Origin of the sequence: Paenibacillus sp. 2TAB26 (assembly GCF_052115145.1) — a bacterium.
Classification (GTDB): Bacteria; Bacillota; Bacilli; order Paenibacillales; family Paenibacillaceae; genus Pristimantibacillus.
Genome location: NZ_JBFRGC010000004.1, coordinates 91,482 through 108,116, shown reverse-complemented (window position 1 = coordinate 108,116; position 16,635 = coordinate 91,482). Strand labels below are relative to the sequence as shown.

Annotated in this window: 17 protein-coding genes, 8 tRNA genes and 1 pseudogene; 6 read left to right on the top strand and 20 right to left on the bottom strand. The window is 44.3% G+C overall.

All coding sequences use genetic code 11. The annotated features are described in order from the left end of the window. The first annotated feature begins 138 nt into the window (after window positions 1–138). Window positions 139–1,440, top strand: coding sequence for a uracil permease (uraA, locus tag AB4Z50_RS05015; RefSeq protein WP_339204559.1), 1,302 nt, complete (start codon window positions 139–141; stop codon window positions 1,438–1,440). Window positions 1,441–1,513: 73 nt separating this feature from the next. On the opposite strand, the pseudogene AB4Z50_RS05010 reads toward uraA, so the two are convergent. Continuing rightward, window positions 1,514–1,947: pseudogene (locus AB4Z50_RS05010) on the bottom strand (DUF523 domain-containing protein). Between the two features lie 209 nt (window positions 1,948–2,156). On the opposite strand from AB4Z50_RS05010, the gene AB4Z50_RS05005 reads away from it, so the two are divergent. Both AB4Z50_RS05005 and AB4Z50_RS05000 read left to right on the top strand, forming a co-directional pair. Continuing rightward, window positions 2,157–3,098 (top strand): NADP-dependent oxidoreductase, encoded by a 942-nt coding sequence (locus tag AB4Z50_RS05005; RefSeq protein ID WP_441876430.1) that lies wholly within the window; start codon window positions 2,157–2,159, stop codon window positions 3,096–3,098. A 115-nt stretch (window positions 3,099–3,213) separates the two neighbouring features. After that, window positions 3,214–3,552: a L,D-transpeptidase gene (locus AB4Z50_RS05000; RefSeq protein ID WP_441876427.1), complete on the top strand. Its 339-nt coding sequence runs from the start codon at window positions 3,214–3,216 to the stop codon at window positions 3,550–3,552. 14 nt (window positions 3,553–3,566) lie between these two features. Here AB4Z50_RS05000 and AB4Z50_RS04995 read toward each other — a convergent pair whose 3' ends face one another. The 4 genes from AB4Z50_RS04995 to AB4Z50_RS04980 are packed head-to-tail and all read right to left on the bottom strand — an operon-like array spanning window position 3,567 to window position 7,906. Continuing rightward, on the bottom strand, window positions 3,567–4,529 hold the full coding sequence (locus AB4Z50_RS04995; protein ID WP_441876880.1) for a DUF1861 family protein: 963 nt from the start codon (window positions 4,527–4,529) through the stop codon (window positions 3,567–3,569). 26 nt (window positions 4,530–4,555) lie between these two features. Then, complete coding sequence (locus tag AB4Z50_RS04990) at window positions 4,556–5,635, bottom strand: mannose-1-phosphate guanylyltransferase (protein WP_339204562.1); 1,080 nt, start codon at window positions 5,633–5,635, stop codon at window positions 4,556–4,558. After that, window positions 5,628–6,725: a glycosyltransferase gene (locus AB4Z50_RS04985; RefSeq protein ID WP_441876424.1), complete on the bottom strand. Its 1,098-nt coding sequence runs from the start codon at window positions 6,723–6,725 to the stop codon at window positions 5,628–5,630. Before AB4Z50_RS04985 ends, AB4Z50_RS04990 begins: the two co-directional genes overlap by 8 nt. Beyond that, entirely contained in the window at window positions 6,725–7,906 is a 1,182-nt protein-coding gene (locus tag AB4Z50_RS04980) for a glycosyltransferase family 4 protein (protein ID WP_441876421.1), read from the bottom strand. The genes AB4Z50_RS04985 and AB4Z50_RS04980 overlap by 1 nt, the downstream gene beginning before the upstream one ends. A gap of 369 nt (window positions 7,907–8,275) precedes the next feature. On the opposite strand from AB4Z50_RS04980, the gene AB4Z50_RS04975 reads away from it, so the two are divergent. Then, a complete protein-coding gene (locus AB4Z50_RS04975; RefSeq protein WP_441876418.1) occupies window positions 8,276–8,848 on the top strand; it encodes a 50S ribosomal protein L25 in 573 nt (190 codons plus the stop codon). A gap of 52 nt (window positions 8,849–8,900) precedes the next feature. On the opposite strand, the gene AB4Z50_RS04970 is transcribed toward AB4Z50_RS04975, so the two are convergent. The 11 genes from AB4Z50_RS04970 to AB4Z50_RS04920 all read right to left on the bottom strand — a co-directional run bounded on the left by AB4Z50_RS04970 (window position 8,901) and on the right by AB4Z50_RS04920 (window position 11,375). After that, window positions 8,901–9,140, bottom strand: a complete 240-nt coding sequence (locus tag AB4Z50_RS04970; RefSeq protein WP_339204567.1) for a helix-turn-helix domain-containing protein — start codon at window positions 9,138–9,140, stop codon at window positions 8,901–8,903. Between the two features lie 168 nt (window positions 9,141–9,308). Beyond that, a tRNA-Leu gene (locus AB4Z50_RS04965) sits at window positions 9,309–9,393 on the bottom strand. A 49-nt stretch (window positions 9,394–9,442) separates the two neighbouring features. Beyond that, window positions 9,443–9,518: transfer RNA gene (locus tag AB4Z50_RS04960), tRNA-Lys, on the bottom strand. A 49-nt stretch (window positions 9,519–9,567) separates the two neighbouring features. After that, window positions 9,568–9,642: transfer RNA gene (locus AB4Z50_RS04955), tRNA-Glu, on the bottom strand. Window positions 9,643–9,752: 110 nt separating this feature from the next. Further along, entirely contained in the window at window positions 9,753–10,070 is a 318-nt protein-coding gene (locus AB4Z50_RS04950; protein ID WP_076267429.1) for a hypothetical protein, read from the bottom strand. A 180-nt stretch (window positions 10,071–10,250) separates the two neighbouring features. Beyond that, a tRNA-Leu gene (locus AB4Z50_RS04945) sits at window positions 10,251–10,335 on the bottom strand. A 49-nt stretch (window positions 10,336–10,384) separates the two neighbouring features. Then, window positions 10,385–10,460, bottom strand: a tRNA-Lys gene (locus AB4Z50_RS04940). A gap of 56 nt (window positions 10,461–10,516) precedes the next feature. Continuing rightward, window positions 10,517–10,591: transfer RNA gene (locus AB4Z50_RS04935), tRNA-Glu, on the bottom strand. Window positions 10,592–10,696: 105 nt separating this feature from the next. Beyond that, window positions 10,697–10,787: transfer RNA gene (locus AB4Z50_RS04930), tRNA-Ser, on the bottom strand. A 5-nt stretch (window positions 10,788–10,792) separates the two neighbouring features. After that, window positions 10,793–10,868: transfer RNA gene (locus AB4Z50_RS04925), tRNA-Asn, on the bottom strand. A 27-nt stretch (window positions 10,869–10,895) separates the two neighbouring features. Then, window positions 10,896–11,375, bottom strand: a complete 480-nt coding sequence (locus AB4Z50_RS04920) for a SprT family protein (protein ID WP_441876414.1) — start codon at window positions 11,373–11,375, stop codon at window positions 10,896–10,898. A gap of 131 nt (window positions 11,376–11,506) precedes the next feature. On the opposite strand from AB4Z50_RS04920, the gene AB4Z50_RS04915 reads away from it, so the two are divergent. Together AB4Z50_RS04915 and cmpA are read left to right on the top strand one after the other, a co-directional pair. After that, the gene (locus tag AB4Z50_RS04915) at window positions 11,507–11,869 is read left to right on the top strand and encodes a hydrolase/acyltransferase (protein WP_339204568.1); all 363 of its coding nucleotides are present in this window, start codon (window positions 11,507–11,509) and stop codon (window positions 11,867–11,869) included. 80 nt (window positions 11,870–11,949) lie between these two features. Continuing rightward, window positions 11,950–12,102 carry a cortex morphogenetic protein CmpA gene (cmpA, locus tag AB4Z50_RS04910; protein ID WP_441876410.1) on the top strand — a complete coding sequence of 51 codons (153 nt, stop codon included), beginning with the start codon at window positions 11,950–11,952 and terminating at the stop codon, window positions 12,100–12,102. Between the two features lie 183 nt (window positions 12,103–12,285). Here the strand turns inward: cmpA and AB4Z50_RS04905 are convergent, their stop codons facing one another. From AB4Z50_RS04905 to AB4Z50_RS04890, 4 genes are all read right to left on the bottom strand, one after another. Continuing rightward, window positions 12,286–12,957 carry a nitroreductase family protein gene (locus AB4Z50_RS04905; RefSeq protein WP_076271830.1) on the bottom strand — a complete coding sequence of 224 codons (672 nt, stop codon included), beginning with the start codon at window positions 12,955–12,957 and terminating at the stop codon, window positions 12,286–12,288. Between the two features lie 179 nt (window positions 12,958–13,136). After that, window positions 13,137–13,583: an RrF2 family transcriptional regulator gene (locus tag AB4Z50_RS04900; protein ID WP_441876406.1), complete on the bottom strand. Its 447-nt coding sequence runs from the start codon at window positions 13,581–13,583 to the stop codon at window positions 13,137–13,139. 103 nt (window positions 13,584–13,686) lie between these two features. Further along, window positions 13,687–15,945 carry a Tex family protein gene (locus AB4Z50_RS04895; protein ID WP_441876403.1) on the bottom strand — a complete coding sequence of 753 codons (2,259 nt, stop codon included), beginning with the start codon at window positions 15,943–15,945 and terminating at the stop codon, window positions 13,687–13,689. Between the two features lie 23 nt (window positions 15,946–15,968). Continuing rightward, window positions 15,969–16,622, bottom strand: coding sequence for an MBL fold metallo-hydrolase (locus AB4Z50_RS04890; protein WP_441876400.1), 654 nt, complete (start codon window positions 16,620–16,622; stop codon window positions 15,969–15,971). Window positions 16,623–16,635 lie beyond the last annotated feature (13 nt).

Below are 16,635 nucleotides of genomic sequence, written 5' to 3'. Positions count from 1 at the left end.
TTCACCTCCCCTTCTTCATTAATGTATTCGTATATGACCAGCGTATGATAAGAAAACACTTGTCAAACCCCGCTTCACTATGTAGAATCAACAAGGGTCAAAAATAGACAACCTATTAAATTGAAGGAGCTTATTCTCATGAAAAAAGCAATTGGGGTTCATGAAAGACCGCCTGCTCTGCAAAGCGCACTGCTAAGCTTGCAGCATTTATTTGCTATGTTCGGCTCTACCGTGCTCGTACCGAATATACTCGGTGTTGATCCGGCAATTTGTTTGCTTATGAACGGAATCGGAACACTTCTTTATCTTTGGATATGCAACAATAAGATTCCAGCATATCTCGGTTCCAGCTTTGCATTTCTCGCTCCAGCAGGCGCTGTAATCGGCGATCAAGTGGGCGGAGGCAGCTATGCAGCCGCATTAGGCGGATTTATTATTTCAGGCGTTATCTTTACGATTGTCGCTCTCATCATCCAAGCAGCAGGCACCGGCTGGATCAATGTTGTATTTCCTCCAGCAGCGATGGGGGCAATCGTCGCGATTATCGGTTTAGAGCTCATTCCAGTTGCTGCTCGGATGGCAGGCTGGATTATTCCGACTGATGCCGATCCTGCCGTCGTATGGAGCCCGGATCCAAAAATCGTAATCTTATCTACCGTCACCCTTGCCGTTACGGTGCTAGGTTCCGTCTTATTCCGTGGATTCATGCGCATTATTCCGATTCTGATCGGTATTACTACAGGTTATGTACTCGCTCATTTCATGGGCTTCACTGATTTCAGCAAACTCGCTGAGAATAGCTTTGTTCAATTGCCGCATTTCACTTTCCCTGAGTTCCACTGGTCGGCGATTATTGCGATTGCACCTGCGTCGCTTGTCGTCATTGCCGAGCATATTGGGCATTTGGTTGTTACAGGCAATATCGTAGACAAAGATCTATCGAAGGACCCAGGTCTGCACCGCTCCATGCTGGGCAACGGTATTTCCACCATTCTATCAGGTTTTGTAGGCTCTACGCCGAACACGACCTATGGCGAAAATATTGGTGTTCTAGCGATCACAAAGGTTTACTCCACCTTTGTCATTGGCGGCGCGGCTGTCATTGCGATCGTCCTTTCATTCTCTGGTAAATTCTCTGCACTTATTTCCGGAATTCCAACGCCAGTTATGGGCGGTGTATCCTTGCTGCTGTTCGGTGTTATCGCTGCTTCCGGCTTCCGGATGCTCGTTGAATCCAAAGTGGATTACAGCAAACCGACCAACCTGTTTTTGACAACCGTCGTTCTTGTGACTGGACTTAGCGGCGTAAAGCTTACAATCGGCGACTTCTCGCTTACTGGGATGGCGCTTGCAACCGTAGTAGCTATTATACTTAGTCTATTGTTCAAAGTATTTGACGTACTTAAGCTATCCAACGACCACGAATCATCAGGTCACTAAACACGAAAGACGGGGCCTCCTAGGAGGCTCCTTTTTATTTATGACTCTATTATTTTTCAAATATTTATTTCTACTAGAAACTCATTTCCACTAAAAATTCCCCAAGCTGCTCTTCGGATATCACTCTTATGCCGTTTCTTCTAAGCAGGGCGGTCGTAACCCCATTTCCAGTTCTCTTATTGCCTTTAAACTCTCCATTATAAGTACAATCACTTCCGCATTTACATCCTTCGCTTTTTTTAGCGTAATGTGTGCACCATCCACATACATCGCCGTTACGTCCCTGCCCGATTTCTCTACTACTCTAGCTGTACCGTTCAACACATCATCGCCGTCGCCGCCAACAATTTCAGCTGATTCTCGTGGAGTAGAGAAACCGCCCAGCAATTCAGGACATACAGCAATGGCTTTCTTTTGCTGCACCAATTGTTGGATGATTTCATTTACACTATGCGTTGCATTATATCTTACCTCATACCCTGCTAAACAAGAGCTTACTAGGATCATAAACTGCACCTCTTTAAGAAAAATCATGATGTTCATTCATCTATTACTTTTATTGTACCATAGAAGCTGAGCAAGCTAATCTTAAGGAATCGTTACGATTCGCAAAAAAGTGCCTGCTTGCTTCATTAATAGCATCAAGGTACATTTAACTCATATACAAATAGCCGAGCATTTGAACGATATAAAAAAATTAAAGGAGCTGCTTCCCTATGTCGGATCAAGCGATGCAAGCAATACGAGTATATCAATATGGCAATGAAGAGGTGCTGCAGCTTGAGAGCATCCCCGTTCCTGTCCCAAAAGATAATGAGGTTCTTATACGTGTTCATTATGCAGGAATTGTCCCTGTCGATTACAAAATCCGAAATGGCTGGATGCACGCCAGATTTCCGCAAACCTTTCCCTATATTCCAGGCACAATCATGTCCGGTGTCATAGACACTGTCGGTTCCGCTGTAAGCGAGTTTAAAGCAGGTGATCGCGTATTTGGCTCTGTAAAAGGAGCTTATGCAGAGTATGCGATTGCTGAGCCAAAAGAGCTGGTGCATATGCCAGACAGACTCTCGCTGAAAGAGGCTGCTACCATTAGAGGCGGAGCTGACACCGCTTGGAAAGCTTTATTTTCAGAAGGAGAGCTAGGCGCAGGACAGACCGTACTTATCCATGCTGCTGCTGGCGGTGTGGGGCATTTTGCAGTGCAGTTGGCCAAGTGGAAAGGCGCCACTGTCATCGGAACGGCATCCACAGGAAATATAGACTATATTCAGTCGCTCGGTGCAGACCAAGTCATTGATTACACGACTACAGCTTTTGAGAGCGTAGTTCATAATGTCGATCTTGTCGTTGATGCAGTCGGTGGAACTACAGAAGATCATTCATGGTCTGTTATTAAACAAGGCGGCAGATTGGTCGCACTAACGCAGCTTCCCTCCAAAGAAAAAGCCAAGGCGTTTAATGTAACTGCTACATTCAACACAAAGTTCCCTACTCATGCTAACCTTGAACAGCTTGCTCAACTCATTGCAGATGGAACGATCAAAGCAGAGATCAACACTGTCTATTCTCTAGCAGATGTAAAACAAGCGCATAAACAATGCGAGGGAAAACGAGGGCGAGGCAGAATATTGCTAGAGTTATTTACTATAAAATAAAATGACCAAAGAGCCCTAGGACACATCCTTTGGGCTCTTTTTTTGGGCGCGCCTAAATCTTTGAAGCAAACCGCTACCGCTCTACATAACATAGGAGAAAAGGAGTGAGTCCCCCATGCCCGACTACCGTATTATCATCGATCTTTCCGATCGTCAGCTCTATCTGCTGGATGACGACGTCGTCACTCAAGCTTTTCCCGTTGGCATCGGCAAAATGGTAACTCAAACGCCTACAGGTGAATTTACGATTATTAATAAGCAGCCCAATCCCGGCGGACCGTTCGGCGCCTTTTGGATGGGGCTCTCAAAGCCGCATTATGGCATCCATGGCACAAACGATCCTTCTTCCATCGGACATATCGTCTCACACGGCTGCATCCGAATGTTTAACGATGATGTACTCGCCTTGTCCAAAATAGTGCCTATTGGCACGCGTGTTACCATTCGCCCTTAGACTAGAAGCCAGCTTTAGCTTTCAGCTTCATCTTGCTTCATCGCTTCGTACTCCGTGAACGGGTCTGCAATATCGATGTGATGCGCCTCCGTGTCACTAACTCCCACATAGAGCTCCGCTCGGTTGTTAGCCTTGCGAACCAGTCCACCACTGAAGATTACATCAACTAAATTCGGGCGTTTAGCCGGGCCCTCAGGGAAGTCGCTTCTTGTTGCTATGATTTTGACCGGTGACTTCTCTCTCGTCCAAGGATTGAGAACAAATGACATCGCATGATAATGAAGATTGGAATCCTCATCCGTATAAGAGATGTGGCCTAATACGCCGAGATGCCCATTTTTGAGCAAATGAATTTCATTTGCCCCTCCCCATTCATCCTTTAGAAATTGATCACGAAACAATGGAGCTTTAATAATAGCTGTTTCCGACAACTCCTCAAAGGAATCAATGATGCTAAAGCCGATTACAGCTCTCGTGCCTTCAATCCCAAATGGTCTCGAAAAAATACCGATCTTCCCATCAGATAATTGTGTTAAGCGAATATCCTTCATGTTCCAAGGGCCTGTTGCAGCATGTACAAGCTCATGCAAATTTTTCCCTCGGTAAAGCACAGTTTTCCAGCCTATGATCGACCTCGATGTTTCAGAGTCAAAATAAAGATGCACACCGTCGAAGATCCATTCGCCGTTAATTTTCGTAATAAAGGGATCCTGCAGCTGAAACTTAGGCAAATCCAGCTTCGGAGTCCATATCCCATCTTTGCATGTAAAGAAGATAATCTCGGATTCCTCCGAATGGCGATCTTCCACACGGCCGGCAATATACAGCTCCCCCTCATTCAAGAATGGAGCAGTAATATTGTAAACATCGCGGTCCCCAACGCCAGCAAAATAAAGCTTCGTGCCTTGTTTTTGAGCAGGCTCATATTCTAGCAGCATCTCTTTGCATGTTTTCGTTATCCATTCCAGCTTCATCATGGGGTTCATTTGAATGTAAGCCTTTCTTAGGCGTATTCGTGCATTCCCTTATCCTTCAAAATTCTAACGATTTCCTTTACCTCTTGCGCCTTGTCTTTGGCACATATCAGCAGCGCATCCTTGGTATCCGCAATAATCAGACCATCAATTCCAATTGTAGTAATGAGCCGGTCATCGCCGTAGATGATGGAGTTCTGTGTGTCGATGCCTACATAGTTCGCTTTGACAATGTTTCCATGCTCATCTGGAGGAAATATCGCGCCGAGCGCATCCCAGCTTCCAATATCATTCCATCCAAAATCGCCTTCAATAACGACAACCTCGTCACTGCGCTCTAAAATACCATAGTCGATTGAAATGTTTTGCAGCAAAGGATAAATCTCATTAATCATTTCCTCTTCGCGCTCCGTGCCCATGTACGCAATTAAAGGGAGCATTGTTTTAAAGAGCCTCGGAAGAAACCTTTTGAAATTATCAATGATGCAGGAGGTTTTCCAAATAAACATACCGCTGTTCCACAAATAATGACCGGATTGAAGATAGGATTGCGCTTTTGCAAAATTAGGTTTTTCGACAAATTCGGCTGCCTCATAAACATGACAAGGCTCCTTAATGAAAGAGTCTTTCTTGCAAGAAATATAACCATAGCCAGTTGAAGGAAAGGTAGGCTTGATGCCAATCGTAACAATCTTGTTTGTCTCCATAGCCACGATGCAAGCATCATTCAATGTTTTCTTAAAGTTATCCGATTCGGTAATATGATGATCGGATGGAAATACGACCATAAGAGAATCACCATGGTTTTTCTCAATAAATAAAGCCGCAAGGAGTATGCTCGCTGCCGTATTTTTGGCAACAGGCTCTACCAGAATGTTAACGTGCTGAACACTCTTATGCATGATCCTCTCGAGCAGCACCGCTTGGGTGCGATTCGTTACTACGATCGTGTTTTCCATCGGAATAACACCGTTAAAGCGTTCAATCGTATCATTGAGCATAATGTCGGTACCGCTTATATTGATCAGCTGCTTTGGCAGCTCCTGCCGGGATAAAGGCCAAAAACGTGTTCCGCCTCCGCCTGCGAGAATCGTAGCAAATTTATTCATTGTGCATCACCTCATGAGCCATGCAGTATGAAACAATGTTTTCCGAGCCTTGATTTAAATTCAGGCCGCTTGCATGTATGCCATCGTAACAGCCGCCGGTCTCTGCATCTATTAACGATTCATGACGGGAGTTCCGCCCATGAAACCATTCATAGCATAAGGAAGCTTGCTCGCGATAGGTTTCCTTCCCTAACGTCTTGTACGCTTCTAAGCAGGCTAACAGCATCTCGCAAGCTTCTATCGGCTGCTCGTCATATAACGCTGCTTCTCCGCCTCTATCAAGCCAGCCATGACTGCCCACGGGTTTGAAATAACCTTCTTTTGCAAAAGTAATTAAAGCTAGAAAGTCCAAGCTTTCTTTAGCGGTTTGTCTGAATGCTTCTATATGCGAAAAATGTGATGCTTTGAAAAGCGCCCAAGGCAGCATCGCATTGCCATAAGTAATACGATCCTCAAACCACTGCCAGCCCTCTCCTTTATTGCTTTGATACTGCGTATGCAGCCTCATCGCTAATTCCTCAATTAACGAAACGATTTGAGCCTCTGGAAGAAAGGCTGGATCATCGCTTTCCATATTCGGATATGGGAACTTATAACGGAGCGCGTTCTCGGTCTGCATCATGGAAGTTAAGCCGATAATTGCATAAGCCATCGCTCTTGGCGATCTCAAGCTCCGCACATGCGGCAGCGCTTGATTGATCATATATTTACATGTATTTTGCACATTATGCGGGACGGATGGCTCCGAAAGTGTAAATCCAAGCGCCCACAAACAGCGCCCCAGACAATCCTCAGAGCCTGTTTTTTCTATGAACAAACGGTTGTAGTCCATAAAGTTTCGAAAGCTGCCGTCTTCATTTTGAGCATGATGAATAAAGGCCAAATACGTATTTATAAGGTTCAAAGATTCCTTATCTCTAATGCGCTTATTGAGCATAACTGCCGCAATCAAAGCCCTTGCATTATCATCGGAGGTATAACCTTTGGAACGGTCGGGAATACCGAATTTAGTATGCTGGAAGATGCCTGTATCATCTGTTAATGAGCGCAAATAATTCGTTGATAACGGCTTGATCATACTTACTCCCATTAAACCGCACTCCCTTTTAACACATAATGATGTGCCATCGTTTCACGGAAAAGTACCGCGTAAGATTTGGCGACTTCATTCCACATCATTGTACTGCCTAAAGCGAGCGTCTTGCTCTCCATCTCCGCTTTTAGATTCGGATCGTCCAGTATCGTTACAATATGATTTTCTAATGATGCGGAATTGTGGAAATCTGCGAGCAATCCTCTTCCGTCAGCCAGCATCTCAACAGCGTAGCGATACGGAGTCGAAATAATCACCCTGCCGTAACCTATTCCGAATGCTAGTGTTCCACTTACAGCTTGATCCTTGCCAAGATAAGGCGTTATATAAATATCCGACAATACAAGAGATTGAACAACCTCCTCCTGCGTCAGATGCTTATCAACAAACCTAACATGATGCTGAAGGCCAAGCTTTTCCACTAGGTCTGTCAGCTTCTGTCTGTACACTTCTCCAACTTCTTGTTTCACAACAGGATGCGTTTTGCCTAAAATCATATAAAGTGCTTCCGGGTGCTTCTTCACTACGCCGCTCATGGCCTCTATGGCATATTCAATCCCTTTGCCTGGGCTTAAAAAACCGAATGTTGAAATGATTTGCCGATTCGTATACCCGAACCTTTCTTTAAGCTCATTTCTAGATTCGGTCGCAACTACCGGAACCCCATGATGGAACATCTCTATCTTTTCAAGCGTTATGCCGTAAACCTCATGCAAATCCTGTATTTTGGTATGGGCCATCGTAATGACCTTATAGCTTAGATCCGCCAGCTGCTTCATAATTAAACGCTGCTTCTCGCTCGGTTCGGACAATACGGTATGAAAAATAACGATAAACGGGATTTTGAGCTTCGCTGCCAAATCCAAAACGTATTCTCCGCTTTCCCCGCCGTAAATGCCGAACTCATGCTGAATGACTAACATATCGATATTGGATTGATTAAGATCATTTGCTATTTTGCTATAATCTGCACGATTGTGCTGTCCAATCTGAGCCATCACCTGATTGCCGTACGCATAGGACTTATTGTTGTTAACCGCAATCATGCGTGGTGCATTAAAATCTTGAATTTGTTCGATCTCATTCATCAGATCCTGAGAAAAAGTAGCTAATCCGCATTCTCTAGGCAAGCTCGTTCCCAAAAATGCTATATTCCGCTTGATTAAAACTTTTTTCAATGAAATCACTCCCTTATTTTTAAAATATTTACAAATGACAATAAAAAAAAGAAATAAAGATGTCTTTATTTCCGAGATTAAACGATATGCTTTTGGTTTTTAGCTATCCCAGTGTTACCACTTAACAGCTTTCAGTTGCTGCCTTTTCTTGCAATTCCGCTCCTATCTGCTGTTTAAACCTTAACACGACCATATTTTCTTGTCAATCGAGCCGGATTTGCACTGATTTGACAAGTCGAGAACTTGTGATAAAATTAACATATGACAAGAAAATATGGTCGTTAGCGGGCTGATTAGACATTCTATTGCTAATCGGTCTTTTTTATTGTCGGTTTGACAGTACCCCATTCGATTAGGAGGCAACAAATGATGAGCAATACTATCCAGTTAAACGAACGGGTCGATTTAAGCAAATCTAAGATTAATCTATTAAGAAAGCAAGGACAGGTACCAGCTATTGTATACGGTAAGGATGTCGGCAGCATTTCTGTTATCGTCGCTGAGAAAGAAATATTATCAGTCATAAAGCACAACCCGCGCGCTATTTTAAATGCAGCTATTCCGGAAAAAGGGAATAAGCCAGTATTAATTCAAAATATACAAAGAGATCCGCTAAGCAACAAAATTGTTCACGTTGATTTCTATCAATTGAATATGAATGTGAGTTTAGATTCGAAAGTAACGATTCATTTCTCCGGAGAACCAGCAGGTGTCAAAGAAGGCGGAATGCTTCAAGTTGAGATGTACGAAGTAGAGGTTCGCTGCATGCCAGACAATCTGCTCAGCGCATTCGAGGTAGATATTAGCGGCCTTAAAATAGGAGATCATTTACTAGTGTCTGATCTCTCCTTCCATGAAGGCATCGAAGTTTTGTCCGATCCTGATGCAATGTTAGTTAAAATCTCGCAAGCACAAGCCGAAGAAGCAGTCGCTTCCGCATAATTATCATATAAATAGTAAAGGGAACCCTATACAAAATGTACAGGGTTCCCTTTTATTTATCCGGATCTATATCTTTATCGTCATGAACGACTACAATAAACTGTCCAGGACTTACATCAAAATATTTGCATAACCTCCATAACAGATCCCGCGGATATTGAACCATCTCATCCTTATACATCTTCCGAACAGAATCAAAATGATAGTCAATATCTTTGGCAAGCTGCCTAATCGATAGGTTTGGATCTTTAGCTCTCATGATTTCTTTTAAATTACTATGAACCCCCGGCATTTGAACACCCCCACTTCGATAAATATATAACGGTCTAAATATATAATCAACCATTCCAACCTCTAGTATTCCCACTTTTTAAATATGACGATAAGTAGTGCTTCTTTTTTTGTTAGAACACACAAAAAAAAACGGCTCTATCACTAGAGCCGTACGATTTATATACTTTGGTGCGGTAGACAGGATTTGAACCTGCACGTCCATTGGACACTACCCCCTCAAGATAGCGTGTCTGCCGTTCCACCACTACCGCACATTGTAAATTGTACGATCCTTCACTCACATCTTCTTATCAAAGAAAATGGTGAGCCATGAAGGACTCGAACCTTCGACACCCTGATTAAAAGTCAGGTGCTCTACCAACTGAGCTAATGGCTCTCGTGTGATTGCAACGAGCTCCATAGAGCTGGTACACTTTGAGGATTAATGGTGACCCGTAGGGGACTCGAACCCCTGTTACCTCCGTGAAAGGGAGGTGTCTTAACCACTTGACCAACGGGCCGTCTGGAACTAAGAGAACAAATATGCTTGAGACAACAAAAATGATTATATCAGCTTATCATCAGAAGTTCAAGCATTTTTTCTCAAGTTTTTTAAAATATAATTTTAGCCTTACGATTCAATCGTTTCAGCCTTAAATACATTGTCTAACTTGTCTTCAGGCGTAAGTCTTTTCTTAAGCGGCACCTTAACGTCTCTTCCCAATTCTTTGAAGAAGGTTTCAACGTCACATTCGATTTTGTCTACAAATACCGATAATTTGCCTCTTTCGATAATTGCTTCATTGCCTTCTGCTGGTACAGTTACTTCGATTGAGTATTTTTTCATTAAGGTATTGCTGTACCGTGCGAAAATCTCAAGCAATTCCTCGTTGTTAAATTTGCTAATCGCTGCTTGTCCCTTGTTCGTAAAGTTTAAGTTTATTTTCATGTTTACAGCTCCTCATCTCTAATGATGCATCTGTTTTCACGGCTCGAGCAACTTATAACGAAAAAACCACTCTCTAGTCAGATTTATGATCTGAATATAAAGTGGCATCATCTATCAGAAAAGTGCAAGCAAAATGGCACCTTCTAAGTTCACCTATATACATCGGCAAAGAGTAAGTTATGGTGCGGTAGACAGGATTTGAACCTGCACGTCCATGGGACACTACCCCCTCAAGATAGCGTGTCTGCCGTTCCACCACTACCGCACATTTATAAGTCGAACGTTCATCGCTCGCATCTTCTTAATCAAGAAAATGGTGAGCCATGAAGGACTCGAACCTTCGACACCCTGATTAAAAGTCAGGTGCTCTACCAACTGAGCTAATGGCTCTCGCTGTAATTGTAAACGAGCTCCGAAGAGCTAGTACATTTTTTTGTGTGAATAATTGGTGACCCGTAGGGGACTCGAACCCCTGTTACCTCCGTGAAAGGGAGGTGTCTTAACCACTTGACCAACGGGCCATACAGAACACTTCAAATGAGATTTCCACGATGCTGCAACCACTGTGGCAAATAAAAAAGACCGGATGAACGGTCTTCCCGTTGCAAACACTTGTGAGAAAAATGTGGCGGAGAGAGAGGGATTCGAACCCTCGCACCACTTACGCAGTCTAACCCCTTAGCAGAGGGTCCCCTTGAGCCACTTGGGTATCTCTCCAAATCTGGCTCCCCGAACAGGACTCGAACCTGTGACAACTCGATTAACAGTCGAGTGCTCTACCAACTGAGCTATCAGGGAAAAGTAAAAGTGACAAGTAATAATATATCATGTACTACTTTGATTGTCAATCACTTTTAACACTAATTTTCCGCGACATTTTCCACAAGCGTATTTAGCCGGATCAATCTTCCTTTTGCGCAGATACTCCATCCCGCATTTGGTACAAACAAGCTTGTACCGAAATGGCTGCTGCTTACGCTGCGCGCGTTCAGGTAAGGACTGACAATAGCGTGAGCCGCCTACCTGAGCCAGCAGCTGTTTGAATTCAATATCACGATGCTGGTATCCCCGCTTCAATATATGCAAGTGATAATGGCAAAGCTCATGCTTAATAATTTTCTCGGTTTCTTCATGCCCGAAAGCCGAAAGCTGATGAGGACTGATCTCAATATTATGGGACCTTGTAAAGTAGCGTCCTCCTGTTGCTTTAAGTCGGCTGTTGAATGTAGCTTGATGTAAAAACGGACGATTAAAAAAGGTTATCGAAATATGCTCAACCCATTGCTGCAGCGCCTCATTATTCATTCATTATTCTCCCCCAACTACTTGAATTTTAAAGCTGGCATAGGCTACACTGTCAAGTAGGAATTATTAAATGTGCAGAAAATTTACAGTATATGTACGGTAACAAACTAAAGGGGAGATCAATAATTATTATGGCAACTATGCGCTACGTCCTATTGAAACAAAATGACATCATCTTTTTCGTGGAAATGCCTGAATCGCACGCTTATCAGCTAAGTGCGCTTAACCTCCGGCTTCATAAAGAAATTGACAAGCTAACGGCAGAGCATGTTCCAGTATTGCCTTATGCTGTAGCTGAGTGCAACGATGTTGAGCTTCACGACAATTCCATTAATATCGTCTCAGGCCTGGATTACATCAACAGCCTTGAGAAGGATTTTGCCGGCGTACAAGAGAAGTCCTATCCGCTTATTTCGCTTTTAACAGAAATTCGTGCTCTGCAAGCTCAGCTTGAACAGTGGTACGAAGAGTATGAAGAAGAACAGAGTATATAGGTAGGACCTGCACGGACACACGCCCTTCCCCATATTGTAGTATTACAACAAGTTAGGCCTGGGGAAGGAGAACGATAGGTATGCCACAGTGGCTGTGCAATCAAATGATGCGTGCATTTCAAAAGAAAGACCGCAGACAAATTAAGCTGCTTAATGACTGCTGGTATTTTTACCGCAACAAACAAGGTTCAAAGGAAGAAGGCACCGAAACCGAATTCACCGAATTTCAGTAAACGATCACTGCCCAACCACATAACCGTATAGGGCTGCTGCCATACTTTTAAGGGATTAGCTCGTTTAAACGGTGAAATAAAGCAGAATGTAATGGCGAACTCCTAATTACTTATCGTTAGAATAACAAAAGCGACCCCCACTATCTGAGGGTCGCTTTTTGTTATTGTTTGGTTATCGATAAATTAAAATTTGTTAAAAAATGTAACATCATCAACCGATAGACGAGTTGTTTCACGGCCTTCTACTGCTGCTTTGCCGATTGGAAGCATCAACGTCGGCAAATAACGATCCGAAATATTAAACAGTTCCATCACTTGATCACGGTTATATCCGCCCATAGGAACGGAATCATACCCTTTAGCACGAGCTGTCAGCATAAGCTGCATCGCCACTAGGCCTGTGTCAAATACAACGATTTCTTTCAAGCGCTCTGCTGGCAAAGCTGAGTACATTTTCGTAGAATTCGCAATAAAGTTGTTGCCCACTTCTTCAGTCATGAAACCTGCTTCAATCGCAGATCCATAAATTTTTTCGGACAACGTGTACATTTCCAAATCAGCTAGAACAATAACAATCGCTGATGCAGCAGCTACCTGCTTTTGGTTAAATGCGATGGGAAGCAGCTTTTGCTTCAGTTCAGGATCAGTTACAACGAGAAAACGCCAAGGCTGCATATTCGATGAAGATGGCGCTTTGATCGCAGTTGCAAGAATGTCTCTGATTTCTTCCTCAGAAATTACTGCACTGCTGTCGTATTCACGTACAGAACGACGGCTATTTAAAACATCAAAGAAAGTTGCATTCAATTGTTCATTCGTTTGAGTTTCTTGTGAATTGCTTTGAGTTGTTGTCATATGGTTCCCTCCAAAGGAAATTTTTTTATCTGTGCAAGATTCTACTCAGTTAATCTCGCGAATATACTGTGCTTCGTACGGCACAGTTAATGAAAGATGAACTGTATCATTTATATACACAGTATAGGTCGTGTCGATAGTTTTGTCAATCGACTAACTTTAGTAAATTTAATTACTTTTTAAGAAGAATTAGGCAATGTTTTTTGAGCAAGCTGCGCAATTGTAAACTGCTGCAGTGTTTCGATCGTATTCTGTTCAATCTCATTTGCAATATCCATGAATGCTGACTTCATATTCATTCCAGCATCATGCAGGCTGATTGTATCCAGCATGCCGCTGCAGAGAGGTTCTCCTACTTTGAGAGCAATGTACACCTCAGCGAGCGATATCGCCTCTGGAGGGCGTTTCAGCCTATAACCTCCATCACGGCCTTCTCTTGTTTCAATTAATTGCCCAGCAGCCAGCTTAGCCAGCACTTTCCGCAATTGTGTTGCTTCCGAGTTCAAACAGCCGGCAATAGCCGCACTTGGATAACATTCTGATTTGTGCGATAAAATAACGAGTGCCTGCAAAGCGAGTCCAAACCATTTTGAATGGGCTGATCCGCTTGCCTTTTCTGTCTTCATAGTCATCTCACTCCTTTTGTAGGGTAGTAGGCGATGCCCATGCACTTGTTAAATTATAAAGGGCTTGCCTCCTAACAGGCAAGCCCTTTATATATGGAAACCGTTAGTTAGGCTTGCGCATCGTCAAGCTTACTCGGCCTTTTTTCGAATCGACACTAAGCACCCATACCGTAACCGTATCACCGACAGATACAACATCCATCGGACGTTTAACGAATTTATCGCTGAGCTGTGAAATATGAACGAGCCCATCATTTTTGATGCCGATATCGACAAACGCACCAAAATCGATGACATTCCGCACTGTCCCGTGAAGTTCCATTCCTGGAGCCAGATCCTCGATATTGAGTACATCAGTATGGAAAATCGGAGGAGGAAGCTCTTCACGCGGGTCGCGACCCGGACGAAGCAAGCTATCCATGATGTCCCGCAAAGTAGGTACGCCCACGCCAAGCGTTGGCGCGATACGATCTGCGTCTAGCTCCGCAAGCTTCGTTCTTAGCTCCTCTGAGCCTAACTGCTTAAGGCTAAGACCCATCTCAATAAACAGCTTGTCTACAACCTCATAAGATTCCGGATGAATCGGCGTGCTGTCTAGAGGATTGACTGGTTCAGCAATTCTCAAGAAACCAATACATTGCTCATATGATTTTGCGCCAAGACGCGGTACCTTCTGCAGCTGGTTTCGTTTAATGAAGCGTCCGTTTTCATCACGATATTTCACGATATTTTTAGCGATGGTAGCATTAATGCCCGCCACGTAGGATAACAAGGATGCTGATGCTGTGTTCACATCGACGCCAACGTGGTTAACTGCCGATTCAACTACTCCGCCAAGCGTCTCATCAAGGCGCTTCTGACTAACGTCATGCTGATATTGTCCAACTCCGATTGCTTTAGGCTCGATTTTAACGAGCTCTGCAAGCGGGTCTTGCAATCTGCGGGCAATCGACACTGCGCTGCGCTCTGCGACGTCTAGCGCCGGAAACTCCTCCTGAGCGAGCTTAGAGGCCGAATAAACGCTTGCGCCTGCTTCGTTGACAATTATGTACTTAAGCTCAGCGCCGCCCGCTCCGGCCGCTTTGCGCTTGCCTATTAAGTCAGCAATAAATTGCTCCGTCTCACGTGAGGCTGTTCCATTGCCTATAACGATCAATTCTACTTTGTATTTATCAATTAATCCATTGATGAGCTTCTCAGCTTCAGCCACTTTGTTGTTCGGAGGAGTTGGATAAGATACCGCGACCTCCAGCAGCTTGCCAATATCATCAATGACTGCTAGTTTGCACCCGGTACGGAAAGCCGGATCAACTCCGAGCACGATATTGCCGCGAACTGGCGGTTGAAGCAGCAGATTGCGCAAGTTTTCAGAGAAAATGGAAATGGCATGCTCCTCTGCCTTTTCTGTCAGCTCGCCACGAACCTCACGCTCAATAGATGGCGAGATAAGACGCTTATAAGAGTCTTCAATGACCGATACAAGCACATCGCGTACAGATTGCGCAGTCCCGTTTCTAAGCAGCTTTCTCTGGATATGCTCATGAATGCGTTCCGTAGGAACATCAAAGGCAACACGCAGCACATCCTCGCGTTCAGCACGATTAATCGCAAGAACACGATGTGGAGGAAGCTTTCGAACCGGCTCCTGATAGCTGTAATACATTTCGTATACCGTTTCCTCAGCAGCATTTTTTGCTTCTGTCTTGATTAGCGCTTGATCAAATGTGAATTTGCGAACCCAAGCGCGAATAGATGCATCATCGGCAATATTTTCTGCAATGATGTCCGAAGCTCCATTTAAAGCATCCTGAGCAGTCGGTACACCTTTTTCCTCGTTCACATAACGGGCAGCTTCAACAAGCGGATCACCGCTACGCGGCTGTGACCACAGCCATTCTGATAGCGGCTCCAGTCCTCTTTCCTTCGCGACGCTCGCACGAGTCTTCCGCTTTTGCCGATATGGCCGATATAGATCTTCTATTTCTTGCAGCTTAACCGATTGGGTAATCGAAGCGCGCAGCTCTTCAGTCAGCTTGCCTTGCTCATCAATTAGACGAATAACCTCGCGTTTTCGCTCTTCCAGGTTCCGCATATATTGCAGCTTCTCTTCGATTGCTCTTAGATCATTCTCATCCAGCTCACCCGTCATCTCTTTCCGATAACGCGCGATAAATGGAATGGTGTTGCCCTCATCGAGCAAGCCTACTGCAGATTTCACTTTTGTGACCGGGATCGATAACTGTGCAGCTATTCCAGTTATAATTCGCTGACTTTCGGCAGCTTTCTGTTCCACTGTCAATTTCGATTTTCCCGCGTTCTCTTCTACATCATCTGTAAAATGCTGTACCTTTGTATCCGCCAAACGTCATGCCCCTTCCTCATGCTTCATGCACCCGTATATGGGTTGTTCGCCATTTCAAAACCAATCGTCGTACGTCCGCCATGTCCTGGATATACAATGACTTCTGGGTTTAGTTTGTACAGCTTCAAGCGAATGGAGTCATATAAATCACGTTCACGTCCGCCCGGCAGGTCCGTTCGGCCAACTGACATTTTGAAGAGCACATCGCCTGAGAACAGATGGTTGCCATGCAGGAAGCTTACGCTGCCGGGAGAATGCCCCGGTGTATGCATAACTCGGAAAGATAGTCCAAGCAGCGATAAGGTTTGACCTTCCGCGAGCGCATATTCAGCGGGATCCGTTGAAAGCGGAGGCGTTACATCCTGCCATCTCATTGAACCATTTTTACGCGGATCCGTTAGCCAGTCTGCCTCCAAGTCATGTATGTACACAGGACAGTCAGCGAGCTTTCGCACTTCATCCACTCCGCCCATATGATCGAAATGAGCGTGAGTCAATAAAATTGCTTCCACCTTCACATCTTTTAGGCGCTCAATCAGCTTGCGTGGATTCATTCCTGGATCAATCACGATGCCGCGTTCCTGCGCCTCTTCACCATTTACCGTTGCAGGCTCCTTCACCGTGATGAGATAAGCATTCGTTTGCAGGGGACCTAATGTAAAAGTTTCAATCTTCATATTCTCACTCATA